The organism is Achromobacter sp. B7 (assembly GCF_003600685.1).
Lineage (GTDB): Bacteria > Pseudomonadota > Gammaproteobacteria > Burkholderiales > Burkholderiaceae_B > Achromobacter > Achromobacter spanius_B.
Map to the genome: position 1 here is coordinate 1,810,761 of NZ_CP032084.1, position 15,315 is coordinate 1,826,075.

The window sequence follows — 15,315 nt, forward strand, 5'->3', positions numbered from 1 at the left end:
AAACAATCCTGATTACATCGTCCCGCCCAGCAGGGACATTGCCTGCTGTTCTACTTCGTCGACGGTCGGCCATGCATGCTCCGACCCGACGCATACCGCCCGAGGCGACCACGGACCGGTTCGGCCCGGCCGGGTCACGCCAAACAGCGCAAGTTCCCGGGCGGACGCGGCGGCGGCAACGTGGGAGACCCCGGAGTCGTTGCAGATCACCAGCGCCGCGCGCGCCGTCAACGCGGCAAACGCGCCCAGCGGCAAGGCGGGCAGCAATTGCGCCGTTGGGGCGTTGCGCCGTGCCTCGTCGGTTTCGGCCGGAGGGGGGCACATTACCACGGTATGGCCTTGCGCCTGTAAGGCGCGCGTCAGTGTATCGAATCCCGGCCAGACCTTGATCTTGCCCTTGTGCAGGCCGGTGGCGGTGGGAGCAATCAGGACAAAACGCTGCGCGCTCAGCCCGGCGGCCTGCATGGCCTGGTTGGCGGCCTGCTGGTGCGACGGGGTCAGCGGCAGGTCCAGCGTGGGGCCGGGCTGCGCCGGGCCGCTGGGCAGGCCCCACAGCGACAAGGCCTGGCGGGTCAGGTGGTGCCAGGACTGCACGGCGTGCAAAGATTCATCCGGCTTGGTCACCGGCCAACGCAGCAGAAAGCTGCGGCCATCGTCGCGGTAGCCGGCGCACGGCAGGCCGGCCAGCCGGAACACCAGGGCGCTGGATAGCGAATCGGGCAGCAGCAGGCCCCGCGCGCGGCGGCCCATGGCGCCCAGCGAGCGGCGGTGGGCGCTGACGGCGGCCCGGTCCGGGCCAACCTTGCCGCGCATGGGAACAAAATCCTTCTTCGGCACGCCATCGAGCAGGTCGCGGGCCCATGGCCGCGCGCAGATCACCAGGGGCAGGCCACTGGCCTGCAATGCGCGCAAGCTGGGCAGGCTCATGCAGACGTCGCCCACCCAATTTGGCAGGCGCACGTATAAACAGCTGATATCGGACATGGATGGGTGGGAAGGCAAATTAGTCTTATTAGGGGTAGGGCGGCTCAGCGCGGCGGCGCGTAGCCAGTACAATCCTGGGCACAATTGTATAAAAGCGAGTGTTCCCTTTGAATTCTCCCGCACGCAACACACCCGCGGACTCCACCCCCGTCAAGGCTGAACTCTGGAGCCGGATCTACAGCCGGGTGGGTTCCTACTGGAAGGGCTTGTTGCTGGCCGTCCTGCTGATGGCGGGCGCGGCCGCGACCCAACCGGTTCTGGCCGTCATTATGAAGCCCTTGCTGGACGGCGGCTTTTCCGGCAACAAACCCTATTATGTCTGGGCACTGCCGTTGGCGGTGGTGGGCCTGATCCTGCTGCGCGGCATCTGCAACTTCTTCAGCGACTACCTGCTGGCCTGGGTGGCCAACAACGTGCTGCTGGGCATGCGCCGCGACATGTTCGAGCGCCTGCTGGGCCTGCCCGACGCGGACTTCAAGCGCGGCGACACCGGGCGCCTGCTGAACCGCTTCACCATCGACGCGGGCAACGTCACCGGCTATGCCACCGATGTCATCACGGTGCTGGTGCGCGAAACGCTGGTCGTCATCGCGCTGATCTGCGTCCTGCTGTACATGTCGTGGGTGCTGACGCTGATCATCCTGATCATGTTGCCGGTGTCGGTGCTGATCTCGCGCTTTTTCATCAAGCGCCTGCGCCGCATCAACCGCGATACGGTCAACATGAACGCCGAACTGACCCGGGTGGTCGGTGAAGGCATCGACGGCCAGCGCGTCATCAAGCTGTTCGATGGCTATGAAGTCGAACGCGGTCGCTTCGATTTCGTCAGCCGCCGCCTGCGCCGGTTTGCCATGCGCACCGCCACGGCGGACGCCGCGCTGACGCCCCTGACCCAGGTCTGCATTTCGATTTCGGTGGGCGCGGTCATTGCCGTGGCCCTCAGCCAGGCCAACAGCGGCTCGCTGACGGTGGGCAGTTTTGCGTCGTTCATGGCGGCGCTGGCGCAGATCTTCGACCCCATCAAGCGCCTGACCAACGTGGCCGCCCGCATGCAAAAAATGCTGGTGTCCGCCGAAAGCGTGTTCACGCTGATCGACCAGACGCCCGAGATCGACACCGGCACCAAGGAACTGCCCGAACCGGTGCGCGGCAAGGTGGAATTTCGCCATGTCAAACATCGCTTTCCCGATGCCGACCGCGATACGGTCCACGACATTTCCTTCGTGGTGGAACCGGGCCAGACGGTCGCGCTGGTGGGCCGTTCGGGCAGCGGCAAGACCACGCTGGTCAACATGCTGCCGCGCTTTGTGCTGGCCGACTCCGGGTCGATTTTGGTGGATGACACCCCCATCAACGAGCTGACGCTGCGCAGCCTGCGTTCGCATCTGTCGCTGGTCAGCCAGGATGTCGTGCTGTTTGACGACACCATCGCGGCCAACGTCGGTTACGGCGCGCTGGGCAAGTCCAGCGAGCAAAAAGTGCGCGACGCCCTGGCGGCCGCCAACCTGCTGGAATTCGTGGAAGGGCTGCCGCAGGGCATCAACACGCAGGTCGGCGAGAATGCCGCCCGCCTGTCCGGAGGCCAGCGCCAACGCCTGGCCATTGCGCGTGCGCTGATCAAGAACGCACCCATTTTGATCCTGGACGAAGCCACCTCGGCGCTGGACAACGAATCCGAACGCCAGGTGCAGGCCTCGCTGGAACGCCTGATGAAGGGCCGCACCACGCTGGTCATTGCGCATCGGCTGTCCACGGTTCAGAACGCCGACCGGATCATCGTGCTGGATGCCGGAAAAATTGTCGAAGAGGGTCCCCACGCCGAGCTGCTGGCCGCCAATGGCCTGTACGCGTCGCTGTACAAGATGCAATTTCGCGACGACTGAACGCGACCCTTATCGGCCCGAGCCGCCGCGCAACCAGCGCGGCGGCTTTTTTTGTGCCGCCCGGGGCACGGCGCGGGCGCTTCTTGGCGCCGCCCCGTCCACCGCCCAAGCCCCGTAGTTTCTGATTGCCAATCCGACGGATAGCCGGAAAATGGCGCAAGCCCCTCTGCTGTGGCCGGGCCCTGCCTTGCATGGCGGGCCCATCGTATAACCAGGAGCGCCTTATGGCTTCGCCTATCGAAGGCAATCAACTTGTGAACGTCGTCGTCCTGCTGGGCGCGGCGGTCGTCGCCGTACCGATCTTCAAGCGCCTGGGGCTGGGTTCCGTGTTGGGCTACCTGGCGGCCGGCTTGGCGATCGGTCCCTTCGGCATCGGTTTCTTTTCCGACCCCAAGTCCATCCTGCACGTGGCGGAACTGGGCGTTGTCATGTTCCTGTTCATCATCGGGCTGGAAATGCAGCCTTCGCGCCTGTGGAAGCTGCGGGGTGAAATCTTCGGGCTGGGCGTGGCGCAGGTCCTGGCCTGCGGCGGGCTGCTGACGGTGGTGGGCTTGCTGGCGGGCCTGTCGGGCGCGGCCGCCTTCATGGCCGCGATGGGGTTCGTGCTGTCGTCCACGGCAATCGTGATGCAGATCTTGGGCGAGCGCGACGAAAGCACCAGCGCGCAGGGCCAGCGCATCGTCTCCATTTTGCTGCTGGAGGATCTGGCCATCGTGCCCCTGCTGGCCTTGGTGGCCTTGCTGGCGCCCAGCGGCGCGACGGCGGATCACGGCAACCCGTGGACGCAGACTGCCATCGCCCTCGGTTGCATCCTGGCGCTGCTGGCGGCCGGGCGCTGGTTGCTGAACCCGTTGTTCCGGCTGTTGGCCGCCGCCCACGCCCGCGAAGTCATGACCGCCGCGGCCCTGCTCGTCGTGCTGGGCGCCGCCTTGCTGATGGAACTTGGCGGCTTGTCGATGGCGATGGGCGCATTCCTTGCCGGGGTTCTGTTGTCCGAATCCACGTTTCGACATCAGCTGGAGGCCGAAGTCGAACCCTTCCGGGGCATATTGCTGGGCCTCTTCTTTCTGGGCGTCGGCATGTCGCTGGACCTGTCGGCCGTGGTGCGCGAATGGCCGCTGATCCTGGCGGCTGTCGTCGCGTTCATGGTCGTGAAATCGCTGGGCGTCTACGTGGTGGCCCGCTTGCTGCGCGCCTCGCACGCAGAGGCGGTGACGCGGGCGGCGTTGCTGGCCCAGGGTGGCGAGTTCGCGTTCGTGCTGTATGGAGCGGCTGCGGCTGCCGGCATTTTCGACGCGCATACCGGTGCGGTGCTGACCGCAGTCGTCATTATTTCCATGGCTCTGACCCCATTATGTGTGCTGTCGTTGCGGTGGCTGCTGCCCGCGCCGGTTCCTTCGATGGACGGAGTGGATGTTGCGCAAGATCTGGACGGCTGCGCGCTGATCGTGGGTTTTGGCCGTTTCGGCCAGATCGTCACCCAGGCGATGCTGGCGCGCGACCTGAAAGTGTCGATTCTGGATACGGACACCGACGCCATCCGCGCGGCAGCGAAGTGGGGCGTGAAGGTGTACTACGGCGACGGTACCCGCATCGACATGTTGCGTACGGCCGGCGCTGAAAACGCCTGCGCGATCCTGATTTGTATCGACAACCCGCAGGCCGTGAATCACATGGTCAAGCTGATCAAGTCCGAATTCCCCTTGGTGCGCGTGGTGGTCCGGGCGTATGACCGCATTCATTCCCTGGCCCTCGCCAAGGAAGGGGTCGACTACCAGGTGCGCGAAACGCTGGAATCGGCGCTGGTATTCGGCGAAGCCGCATTGCGCGCCATCGGGGTGCCGGCGGACGAGGCCGCCGAGGTGGTGCAGGACGTGCGCCGGCGCGATACCGAACGCTTCGACCTGGAAGTGGCGGGCGGCCTGTTCGCGGGCCGGTCGTTGCTGTACGGCAATATGACGGGGCCTGCCGACGGGCGAAACGACAAGCCGGACCGAGAAGCCGCCGAGGCGGCCACCAATCCCCTGGCGTAACGCTGTATATCGCCATCGTTGCACAACTTTTCGGTTCATTTCACGCGCGGCGGTGCCCGGCTGCGGTAGATTTATCAGCACTGGCTCTTCACTTACGAAGAGCATTTGCCAGGGGGCTGCCATGCTGCATTCGGACCGGGGTTTTTTGACACCGCACGCTGTAGGGGTTGAGCTTGCCCGACGCCAGGCTTTGGCGTTGCAGTGCGGGTTTTCGGCTGACGCGATGCGTCAGCTGCTCACGCCAGGGGGCAGCGCTGCGCCTGCATGGGCGATCAGCGCACACCGCGAGACGGACCGGGTCCGGGGCGCGGGCGCGTTTCCGTTCCGAATCGGCGCGGCGGCGGTTTCTTGACGGCTAAGGCCGGGCGTACGGCGCCCGGAGCGTTGCTCGGGTTTGCCGCCTTGCGCGCCGCGCCAGGCGGCGGCATCATCATGCTGAATATCGCAAGGACGTCAGCCACGACACCCGCACGCATCGCCAAGGAGCGCCGGTTTGAAGTCTCGCAGTTTTGTGCACCGCGCCTTGTACGCGTTGGCCGGACTGGTGGCCATCGGCATCTGCATGGCGGCAGTGGCGTTGCTGTGGATCGACCGTCAGGCCACCTGGGCTACCGCGAACAAGTCGGCACGTAACATCACCGGGGTGCTTGCCGCTGATATTGGCCGCACGCTTCAAATCTACGATTTATCCCTGCAAGGCGTCGTAGAACGGCTGGGCGAGCCCGGTATCGGGGACGTCAGCCGTCCTACGCTACAGCGCTTTCTGTTTGACCGGTCGTCCACCGCCGAATACCTGGGCGCCATCGTGGTGCTGGATCGCGACGGAAACATCCGTTATGACTCCACCTCGATTAATCCCCCGCCGTTGAATTTTGCCGACCGCGACTACTTTCGCGTGCACCGCGATGCGCACGATGTGGGCTTGTACGTCAGCCGCCCTTATATCAGCCGCCTGCGGCAGGGCGATGAAAGCATCGCAATCAGCCGTCGCCTGGTGAATGCGGATGGCAGTTTCGCCGGAGTCGTTGCCGGTTCGTTGCGAATGGCGTATTTCCGCGATCGATTCGCAGAGCTATCCATCGGCCACAACGACGCCATCACGATATTCCGCAACGACGGCGTGGTACTGGTGCGTAATCCTTATTCCGTTGCGGATGTTGCGGATAGCGGGGCCGGGCTGCTGGCGTTCCAGCAATTCCTGATCCGGCGTGAAAGCACTTTCGTGGGCGACTGGGCGCCTGATGGCGTGAACCGTCTTTACACCTTCGACACCATCGACAAGACGCCGCTGGTGATCGACGTGGCGCTATCCGTGGACGACATCCTGGCGCGTTGGGAACGGCGCGCGGCGTTGATCGTGCCCGTTACCCTGGCATTGTTTTTCTCGGTGATGGCCCAGATTGTGTTGTTCCGTCGTGAAATGCGGTGGCGTCAGGCATTCGAACAGCAATTGCGAGAGCGCGCACAGACGGATGGCCTGACCGGCATCGCCAACCGGCGCACGTTTGACGAAACGCTTGAACGCGAGTGGGCATCGGCCCGCCGCAATGGCACGCCGATCTCACTGCTTTTTCTGGATGCGGATCACTTCAAGCGCTACAACGATCGCTACGGCCATCAAGAGGGCGACGAGCTGTTGAAACGGCTGGCGCGGGCGCTCGAGAGTAAAGCCCGGCGGCCTCGCGACCTGGCGGCCCGCTATGGTGGCGAAGAGTTCGTGCTGCTGCTGCCCGATACCGATCGCGGCGACGCGACGGCCATTGCCGAATCCATACGGGGAGCGATTGCGGAATTTGGTATTCCGCATGAAGACAATGTGGGCGGCATCGTCACGGTCAGCATCGGTGTGGCAACTGCCAGACCTACCGATGCAAAACCGGCATCGATGTTGCTTGAGGCCGCCGACGCCGCCGTGTATCGCGCAAAAAAAGCCGGGCGCAATCGAATCGCCTCGGCTTGATGGTCCCTGACTTATCGGCCCAGCATCAACGCCTGCATGCGGGTATGCGCCTGTTGCAGGTTCTTGGCCTGTTCATTCAGGTTTTGCAGCAGCTGGTTCAACTCGGTTTGCACCGCCGGGTCGTTCACCTTGACGATCGGACCCGAGATCTCGATCTGCGCTTTGTGCGCCTCGACGTAGTCGGCGATTTTCAAGCCGCTGTCGAAGGTGGCATTCAATTGCGGCAGCACGTCGCGGAACGTGTCGGCGGGCAGGCTCACGGTCTTTTCATAGGCCTTGTCGTAAACCGTCTTCAAGTCCGCCGGCTGTTTAAGTTGCGCGTGCGCCGCGTCCGCCTTGGTCTGCTGATCTTTCAGTGCAACGCCCATATCGCTCAAGGACTGTTGCGCGGCTTTCATATCCTCGCGGCGCGTCACGATATCGTTCAACGAACGCATGGCGCCTTTTTGGATGATTCCCGACAACGGCTTTACGGACGCGTCCATGCCGGCGTTGAAATCGGTGATCACGGCGTAATGAGCAGCGTAGTCGCCGAACGACTTCTGTTCCTCATCCGTCAGCTTGGGCACGCGCACGCCGGGCTTGTCCACGATGCGAGTTTGCAGGTACTGGATGAACGCGGCACGCTGCTCGGGCTCCTTGTCGCCGCAAGCGGCCAGCACCAGCGGCAGCGCCGCAACCAGCAGCAAGAACGGACGGAATAGGGACTTCATTGAATAACCTCCGAAAGCATGAAAAAGGGCGCTTGGCAGGGTAAACCCTGTCAAAGCGCCCGCGAGCTTATCGGCTGAAGCTACTCGCCGCCATCCGTTTCAAACTTCATTTCAATCGAATCGTTACGTCACATAATTTGCGAAGATTGATGTGAAAGTCAGATGGGTTTTTGCTATACGCGCGTGTCAGGCGAGATTAAACGAGAATGATGTCGTATTTTTCCTGCGTATAGGTGCTCTCGACTTCCAGGGATACCCGTTTGCCGACGAAATCGCCGAGCATCGCCAAATGCTGGCTTTCTTCTTCCAAAAATAAATCCACGACGTCCTGCGACGCCAGGATCCGAAACTCCTTGGGATTGAACTGCCGGGCCTCGCGCAGGATTTCACGCAGAATCTCGTAGCAGACGGTACGCGGCGTGCGGACATTGCCGCGCGATTCGCACATGGGGCAGGGCTCGCAAAGCTGATGCGCGAGCGAATCCCGCGTGCGCTTTCGCGTCATTTCCACCAGCCCCAGTTGCGTGAAGCCATTAACCGTCATGCGCGTGCGGTCGCGCGACAAGGCTTTTTTGAGTTCGGCCAGCACCGTGTCGCGGTGTTCCTGCTCTTCCATGTCGATGAAGTCCAGGATGACAATGCCGCCCAGGTTACGCAGCCGCAGTTGGCGCGCGATTGCCTGGGCCGCCTCCAGGTTGGTCTTGAATATGGTGTCGTCAAAGTTGCGGCCGCCGACGAACCCGCCGGTATTCACGTCCACCGTCGTCAGTGCTTCGGTCTGGTCGATGATCAAATACCCGCCCGATTTCAGGTCTACCCGGCGAGACAGCGCACGCGCGATCTCGTCGTCGACGTTGGCGGTATCGAACAAGGGGCGGTCGCCGCTGTAATGTTGAATGCGGTCGACGACAGACGGGGTGTAGACCCGTGCCCATTCCAGCATCGCGGCGCTGGTCGTGCGCGAATCCACCAGAATGGCGCCAATCGTCGGTCCCACCATGTCTCGCAATACGCGTTGTGCCAGCGTAAGGTCTTGATGCAAAAGCGCGGGGGCGGGCTGGGTTCTAGCGGCAGCCTGGACGCTGCTCCAGAGCTTGCGCAAATATTCCAGGTCGGCGGTTAGTTCTTCATCATTAGCGCCTTCGGCCTGCGTCCGCACGATAAAGCCGCCTTTCTCATCCGCCGGCATCAGCGCCTGCAACCGCTCACGCAGCTGAATGCGCTCGGATTCGGCATCGATCTTCTGCGAAATCCCGATATGGGGATCATGGGGCAGATAAACCAGCATCCGTCCCGCCATGCTGATCTGGGTCGACAGACGCGCGCCCTTGGTCCCCAGCGGGTCCTTGACCACCTGAACCATGATGGTCTGTCCCTCGAAGAGCAGCTTTTCGATGGGCGTGGGCGTCAAGCCCTGGCTACGTTCGCCGCGGTTCTCACGTAGGTCGGCAATATGAATAAAGGCGGCGCGCTCCAGGCCAATATCGATAAACGCGCTTTGCATGCCCGGCAACACACGAACCACACGCCCCAGGTAGATATTGCCGACATGGCCACGCTGGATGCTGCGTTCCACATGCAGCTCCTGCACTGACCCTTGTTCCACCAGCGCAACGCGGGTTTCAAACGGGGTCACATTGATCAGAATATCTTCGCGCTGGGCGATGGCGGGGGGCATAGCGTGCTCGTCTCCAAGTAGGTGCGGCGTACAGCGAATAGTAAACGTACCCTACGCCTAGGCAAGCCCGGGCGCCAACTACTATATAGACGGCGGCATCACCGGTTGCGATGCCGACTTCATGCGTATTTAGATTTACACAACTTTCTTGCCAGCCCGGGCGGCCTGCCCAAAAACCTGTGCTATAGTCACGCTCCTTCGCAGTTCAGACATTTTTGAACCGCGAAGCCAAGCAGTACGACGGGCTCCGGCCTGCCGCCAAGCCGCCAGCGATGGCAGTCAGGTGGGATTGCAGGGAAGGGTGCAAATCAGGCAAAAGCCAGTTGCACAATCTGCAAAAATCGTGCTATAGTCTTGGGCTTGGCTGGTGATGACGAGCAAGGGTTTACCCGGATCGAAATCGCAAGCCACCTGAGTAGTAACCGACCTCTGGTTTCCAGGGTCGCCCTAGCGAAAGCCGGTGGCGGGGTTGCAAGATAGGATGCAAATTAGGCAAGAGCCGGTTGCATAATCTGCAAAAGTCGTGTTATAGTTTCAGGCTTGGCAGTTGCCGAAAACTTAGGGTTTACCCGGATGGGTGTTCTGATGTTTCGATAGCTGCTAAAGAGAGCAGGCCTGAAGAGGTCGCAGGCAAGAAAGCGGTGGCGCGAAAGCGAACGAAGCTGACTTGACAAGCGATAAAAACTTCTTCATAATCTCGCCTCTCTGCTGCTGAAAACAGCAAGCGACGCAAGGCGAAAGCCGCGCAGCGCTGGCAAGATCAGCAGGTAGCAGTAAGTAGTTTGTAGTACCGAATTTGCAGTACCGCTCTTTAACAATTAAACAACCGATAAGTGTGGGCGCTTGATGCGATGCACTGTGATTTAAGTCTGGGGTTAAACCTTGGCTTGCTTCACAAGCACAATGAAATCAAGTGCTCACTAGAAGTGAAGTACCTTAGACGTCAAGTTTAAGAACATACCTCACTTCCTTTGAGTAGCGACGTATGACCTGGTTCGGATTTATTCGGACCAAGAATACGAAACAAATACAGAGATTAAACTGAAGAGTTTGATCCTGGCTCAGATTGAACGCTAGCGGGATGCCTTACACATGCAAGTCGAACGGCAGCACGGACTTCGGTCTGGTGGCGAGTGGCGAACGGGTGAGTAATGTATCGGAACGTGCCTAGTAGCGGGGGATAACTACGCGAAAGCGTAGCTAATACCGCATACGCCCTACGGGGGAAAGCAGGGGATCGCAAGACCTTGCACTATTAGAGCGGCCGATATCGGATTAGCTAGTTGGTGGGGTAACGGCTCACCAAGGCGACGATCCGTAGCTGGTTTGAGAGGACGACCAGCCACACTGGGACTGAGACACGGCCCAGACTCCTACGGGAGGCAGCAGTGGGGAATTTTGGACAATGGGGGAAACCCTGATCCAGCCATCCCGCGTGTGCGATGAAGGCCTTCGGGTTGTAAAGCACTTTTGGCAGGAAAGAAACGTCATGGGCTAATACCCCGTGAAACTGACGGTACCTGCAGAATAAGCACCGGCTAACTACGTGCCAGCAGCCGCGGTAATACGTAGGGTGCAAGCGTTAATCGGAATTACTGGGCGTAAAGCGTGCGCAGGCGGTTCGGAAAGAAAGATGTGAAATCCCAGAGCTTAACTTTGGAACTGCATTTTTAACTACCGAGCTAGAGTGTGTCAGAGGGAGGTGGAATTCCGCGTGTAGCAGTGAAATGCGTAGATATGCGGAGGAACACCGATGGCGAAGGCAGCCTCCTGGGATAACACTGACGCTCATGCACGAAAGCGTGGGGAGCAAACAGGATTAGATACCCTGGTAGTCCACGCCCTAAACGATGTCAACTAGCTGTTGGGGCCTTCGGGCCTTGGTAGCGCAGCTAACGCGTGAAGTTGACCGCCTGGGGAGTACGGTCGCAAGATTAAAACTCAAAGGAATTGACGGGGACCCGCACAAGCGGTGGATGATGTGGATTAATTCGATGCAACGCGAAAAACCTTACCTACCCTTGACATGTCTGGAATTCCGAAGAGATTTGGAAGTGCTCGCAAGAGAACCGGAACACAGGTGCTGCATGGCTGTCGTCAGCTCGTGTCGTGAGATGTTGGGTTAAGTCCCGCAACGAGCGCAACCCTTGTCATTAGTTGCTACGAAAGGGCACTCTAATGAGACTGCCGGTGACAAACCGGAGGAAGGTGGGGATGACGTCAAGTCCTCATGGCCCTTATGGGTAGGGCTTCACACGTCATACAATGGTCGGGACAGAGGGTCGCCAACCCGCGAGGGGGAGCCAATCCCAGAAACCCGATCGTAGTCCGGATCGCAGTCTGCAACTCGACTGCGTGAAGTCGGAATCGCTAGTAATCGCGGATCAGCATGTCGCGGTGAATACGTTCCCGGGTCTTGTACACACCGCCCGTCACACCATGGGAGTGGGTTTTACCAGAAGTAGTTAGCCTAACCGTAAGGGGGGCGATTACCACGGTAGGATTCATGACTGGGGTGAAGTCGTAACAAGGTAGCCGTATCGGAAGGTGCGGCTGGATCACCTCCTTTCAGAGCTTAAGTGCTCGTGTTAAGCGTCCACTCTTATCGGTTGTTTGATATAGCTGGGATCAGTTGTAGGCTTGGGTCGAGGGAATCTTCCCTGGGTCTTCAGCTACCTGACTACTGATCCGAGAAGGTTTTGGGTCTGTAGCTCAGTTGGTTAGAGCACCGTCTTGATAAGGCGGGGGTCGTTGGTTCGAATCCAACCAGACCCACCAAGTATTCTGCCATGCAGGATATGGGGGTGTAGCTCAGCTGGGAGAGCGCCTGCTTTGCAAGCAGGATGTCATCGGTTCGATCCCGTTCACCTCCACCATTGATTCTCATAATCGCCCCGGTGGTGATGTAGAGGCTAACTCATAGCGCTGTTGTCAGCGTTATGAGTTAGGTTTTACCTAACAGCTATATTCGTTCTTTAACAATCTGGAAGAAGCACAACGAAATGTACTTATTAAGTACTCGGCGCAAGCCGAAGAAAATAAGTACGGGTTGTGATTGCATTATTTTGTTCCAAGTTCTCAAGACTGGGGTGAATAACCTCAGACTGCTTTGAAACTTATGAACGGCACAAACGCTAATACTCAGGTCCTATAGCCTACAGCGTTATAGGATCAAGCGACTAAGTGCATATGGTGGATGCCTTGGCGATCACAGGCGATGAAGGACGTAGTAGCCTGCGAAAAGCTACGGGGAGCTGGCAAACAAGCTTTGATCCGTAGATGTCCGAATGGGGAAACCCACTGCAGCAATGCAGTATCCCTAGCTGAATACATAGGCTAGTGGAAGCGAACCGGGTGAACTGAAACATCTCAGTAGCTCGAGGAAAAGAAATCAACCGAGATTCCGAAAGTAGTGGCGAGCGAAATCGGAAGAGCCTTTACGTTTTAGCACGCAAGATAGTCGAACGGAATGGAAAGTCCGGCCGTAGCAGGTGATAGCCCTGTAGATGAAATCTTGTGTGTGGAACTAAGCGTAAGACAAGTAGGGCGGGACACGTGAAATCCTGTTTGAAGATGGGGGGACCATCCTCCAAGGCTAAATACTCGTGATCGACCGATAGTGAACCAGTACCGTGAGGGAAAGGCGAAAAGAACCCCGGAAGGGGAGTGAAATAGATCCTGAAACCGTATGCATACAAACAGTAGGAGCCTCCTTGTGGGGTGACTGCGTACCTTTTGTATAATGGGTCAGCGACTTACATTCAGTGGCAAGGTTAACCGAATAGGGAAGCCGTAGCGAAAGCGAGTCCGAATAGGGCGATTCAGTCGCTGGGTGTAGACCCGAAACCAGATGATCTATCCATGGCCAGGTTGAAGGCACGGTAACACGTGCTGGAGGACCGAACCCACTAATGTTGAAAAATTAGGGGATGAGCTGTGGATAGGGGTGAAAGGCTAAACAAATCTGGAAATAGCTGGTTCTCTCCGAAAACTATTTAGGTAGTGCCTCAAGTATTACTGCGGGGGGTAGAGCACTGTTATAGCTAGGGGGTCATGGCGACTTACCAAACTATGGCAAACTCCGAATACCCGCAAGTACAGCTTGGGAGACAGAGCACCGGGTGCTAACGTCCGGACTCAAGAGGGAAACAACCCAGACCGCCAGCTAAGGTCCCGAATTATCGCTAAGTGGGAAACGAAGTGGGAAGGCATAGACAGTCAGGAGGTTGGCTTAGAAGCAGCCATCCTTTAAAGAAAGCGTAATAGCTCACTGATCGAGTCGTCCTGCGCGGAAGATGTAACGGGGCTAAGCGATAAACCGAAGCTGCGGGTGTGCACTTTTAGTGCACGCGGTAGGAGAGCGTTCTGTAAGCCTGCGAAGGTGGCTTGTAAAGGCTGCTGGAGGTATCAGAAGTGCGAATGCTGACATGAGTAGCGATAAAGGGGGTGAAAAGCCCCCTCGCCGTAAGTCCAAGGTTTCCTGCGCAACGTTCATCGGCGCAGGGTGAGTCGGCCCCTAAGGCGAGGCAGAGATGCGTAGCTGATGGGAAACTGGTTAATATTCCAGTACCGTCGTACAGTGCGATGGGGGGACGGATCGCGGAAGATCATCAGGGTGTTGGATGTCCCTGTTGCTGTATCGAAGATGGCGCTTAGGCAAATCCGGGCGCGTAAATCAAGGGTATGGCACGAGCGAGCATTGCTTGCGAAGTGATTGGAAGTGGTTCCAAGAAAAGCCTCTAAGCTTCAGCTGTACGAGACCGTACCGCAAACCGACACAGGTGGACGGGATGAATATTCCAAGGCGCTTGAGAGAACTCAGGAGAAGGAACTCGGCAAATTGATACCGTAACTTCGGGAGAAGGTATACCCCGGTAGTGTGAAGCGCCTGCGCGCTTAGCATGATGGGGTCGCAGAGAATCGGTGGCTGCGACTGTTTATTAAAAACACAGCACTCTGCAAAGACGAAAGTCGACGTATAGGGTGTGACGCCTGCCCGGTGCCGGAAGGTTAAGTGATGGGGTGCAAGCTCTTGATCGAAGCCCCGGTAAACGGCGGCCGTAACTATAACGGTCCTAAGGTAGCGAAATTCCTTGTCGGGTAAGTTCCGACCTGCACGAATGGCGTAACGATGGCCACACTGTCTCCTCCTGAGACTCAGCGAAGTTGAAGTGTTTGTGATGATGCAATCTACCCGCGGCTAGACGGAAAGACCCCATGAACCTTTACTGTAGCTTTGCATTGATCTGTGAACCGGCCTGTGTAGGATAGGTGGGAGGCTTTGAAGCGTGGTCGCTAGATCACGTGGAGCCATCCTTGAAATACCACCCTGGTTTGTTTGCGGTTCTAACCTTGGTCCGTTATCCGGATCGGGGACAGTGCATGGTGGGCAGTTTGACTGGGGCGGTCTCCTCCCAAAGTGTAACGGAGGAGTTCGAAGGTACGCTAGGTACGGTCGGAAATCGTGCTGATAGTGCAATGGCATAAGCGTGCTTGACTGTGAGACTGACAAGTCGAACAGGTGCGAAAGCAGGACATAGTGATCCGGTGGTTCTGAATGGAAGGGCCATCGCTCAACGGATAAAAGGTACTCTGGGGATAACAGGCTGATACCGCCCAAGAGTTCATATCGACGGCGGTGTTTGGCACCTCGATGTCGGCTCATCTCATCCTGGGGCTGTAGCCGGTCCCAAGGGTATGGCTGTTCGCCATTTAAAGAGGTACGTGAGCTGGGTTTAAAACGTCGTGAGACAGTTTGGTCCCTATCTGCCGTGGGCGTTGGATACTTGACGGAGCCTGCTCCTAGTACGAGAGGACCGGAGTGGACGTACCTCTGGTGTACCGGTTGTCATGCCAATGGCATTGCCGGGTAGCTAAGTACGGAAGAGATAACCGCTGAAGGCATCTAAGCGGGAAACTCGTCTGAAGATTAGGTATCCCGGGGACTTGATCCCCCTAAAGAGTCGTTCGAGACCAGGACGTTGATAGGTCGGGTGTGGAAGCGCAGTAATGCGTTAAGCTAACCGATACTAATTGCTCGTGAGGCTTGATCCTATAACACTGA

General features: G+C 58.7%; 6 protein-coding genes, 2 tRNA genes and 2 rRNA genes. 7 read left to right on the top strand and 3 right to left on the bottom strand.

Translation table 11 applies throughout. The annotated features are described in order from the left end of the window. Nucleotides 1-12 precede the first annotated feature (12 nt). Nucleotides 13-984, bottom strand: coding sequence for a glycosyltransferase family 9 protein (locus tag DVB37_RS08180; protein ID WP_120154584.1), 972 nt, complete (start codon nt 982-984; stop codon nt 13-15). Nucleotides 985-1,091: 107 nt separating this feature from the next. Here DVB37_RS08180 and msbA point away from each other — a divergent pair, with 107 nt between their 5' ends. The 3 genes from msbA (at nt 1,092) to DVB37_RS08200 (ending at nt 6,860) form a co-directional block, all read left to right on the top strand. Continuing rightward, nucleotides 1,092-2,867, top strand: a complete 1,776-nt coding sequence (gene msbA / locus DVB37_RS08185; RefSeq protein ID WP_046807762.1) for a lipid A export permease/ATP-binding protein MsbA — start codon at nt 1,092-1,094, stop codon at nt 2,865-2,867. A gap of 224 nt (nt 2,868-3,091) precedes the next feature. After that, nucleotides 3,092-4,900 (top strand): monovalent cation:proton antiporter-2 (CPA2) family protein, encoded by a 1,809-nt coding sequence (locus tag DVB37_RS08190; protein WP_046807763.1) that lies wholly within the window; start codon nt 3,092-3,094, stop codon nt 4,898-4,900. A 493-nt stretch (nt 4,901-5,393) separates the two neighbouring features. Next, nucleotides 5,394-6,860, top strand: coding sequence for a sensor domain-containing diguanylate cyclase (locus tag DVB37_RS08200; protein WP_120154586.1), 1,467 nt, complete (start codon nt 5,394-5,396; stop codon nt 6,858-6,860). Between the two features lie 11 nt (nt 6,861-6,871). On the opposite strand, the gene DVB37_RS08205 is transcribed toward DVB37_RS08200, so the two are convergent. Together DVB37_RS08205 and rng are read right to left on the bottom strand one after the other, a co-directional pair. Next, a complete protein-coding gene (locus DVB37_RS08205) occupies nt 6,872-7,573 on the bottom strand; it encodes a DUF3053 domain-containing protein (protein WP_120154589.1) in 702 nt (233 codons plus the stop codon). A gap of 196 nt (nt 7,574-7,769) precedes the next feature. Beyond that, nucleotides 7,770-9,251, bottom strand: coding sequence for a ribonuclease G (gene rng / locus DVB37_RS08210; RefSeq protein WP_104143317.1), 1,482 nt, complete (start codon nt 9,249-9,251; stop codon nt 7,770-7,772). Nucleotides 9,252-10,289: 1,038 nt separating this feature from the next. Between rng and DVB37_RS08215 the strand changes: the two genes are divergently transcribed. The 4 genes from DVB37_RS08215 (at nt 10,290) to DVB37_RS08230 (ending at nt 15,305) form a co-directional block, all read left to right on the top strand. Then, a 16S ribosomal RNA gene (locus DVB37_RS08215) occupies nt 10,290-11,820 on the top strand. A 132-nt stretch (nt 11,821-11,952) separates the two neighbouring features. Further along, a tRNA-Ile gene (locus DVB37_RS08220) sits at nt 11,953-12,029 on the top strand. 22 nt (nt 12,030-12,051) lie between these two features. Then, a tRNA-Ala gene (locus DVB37_RS08225) sits at nt 12,052-12,127 on the top strand. A gap of 293 nt (nt 12,128-12,420) precedes the next feature. Then, nucleotides 12,421-15,305 (top strand): 23S ribosomal RNA (locus tag DVB37_RS08230). Together the 16S and 23S rRNA genes with 2 tRNA genes alongside form the textbook arrangement of a ribosomal RNA operon. Nucleotides 15,306-15,315 lie beyond the last annotated feature (10 nt).

Excerpts from the sequence above, each read along its gene's own strand:
- DVB37_RS08190 (WP_046807763.1), top strand. The coding sequence starts at position 3,092 with ATGGCTTCGCCTATCGAAGGCAATCAACTTGTGAACGTCGTCGTCCTG.
- DVB37_RS08180 (WP_120154584.1), bottom strand. The coding sequence starts at position 984 with ATGTCCGATATCAGCTGTTTATACGTGCGCCTGCCAAATTGGGTGGGC.
- rng (WP_104143317.1), bottom strand. The coding sequence starts at position 9,251 with ATGCCCCCCGCCATCGCCCAGCGCGAAGATATTCTGATCAATGTGACC.
- DVB37_RS08205 (WP_120154589.1), bottom strand. The coding sequence starts at position 7,573 with ATGAAGTCCCTATTCCGTCCGTTCTTGCTGCTGGTTGCGGCGCTGCCG.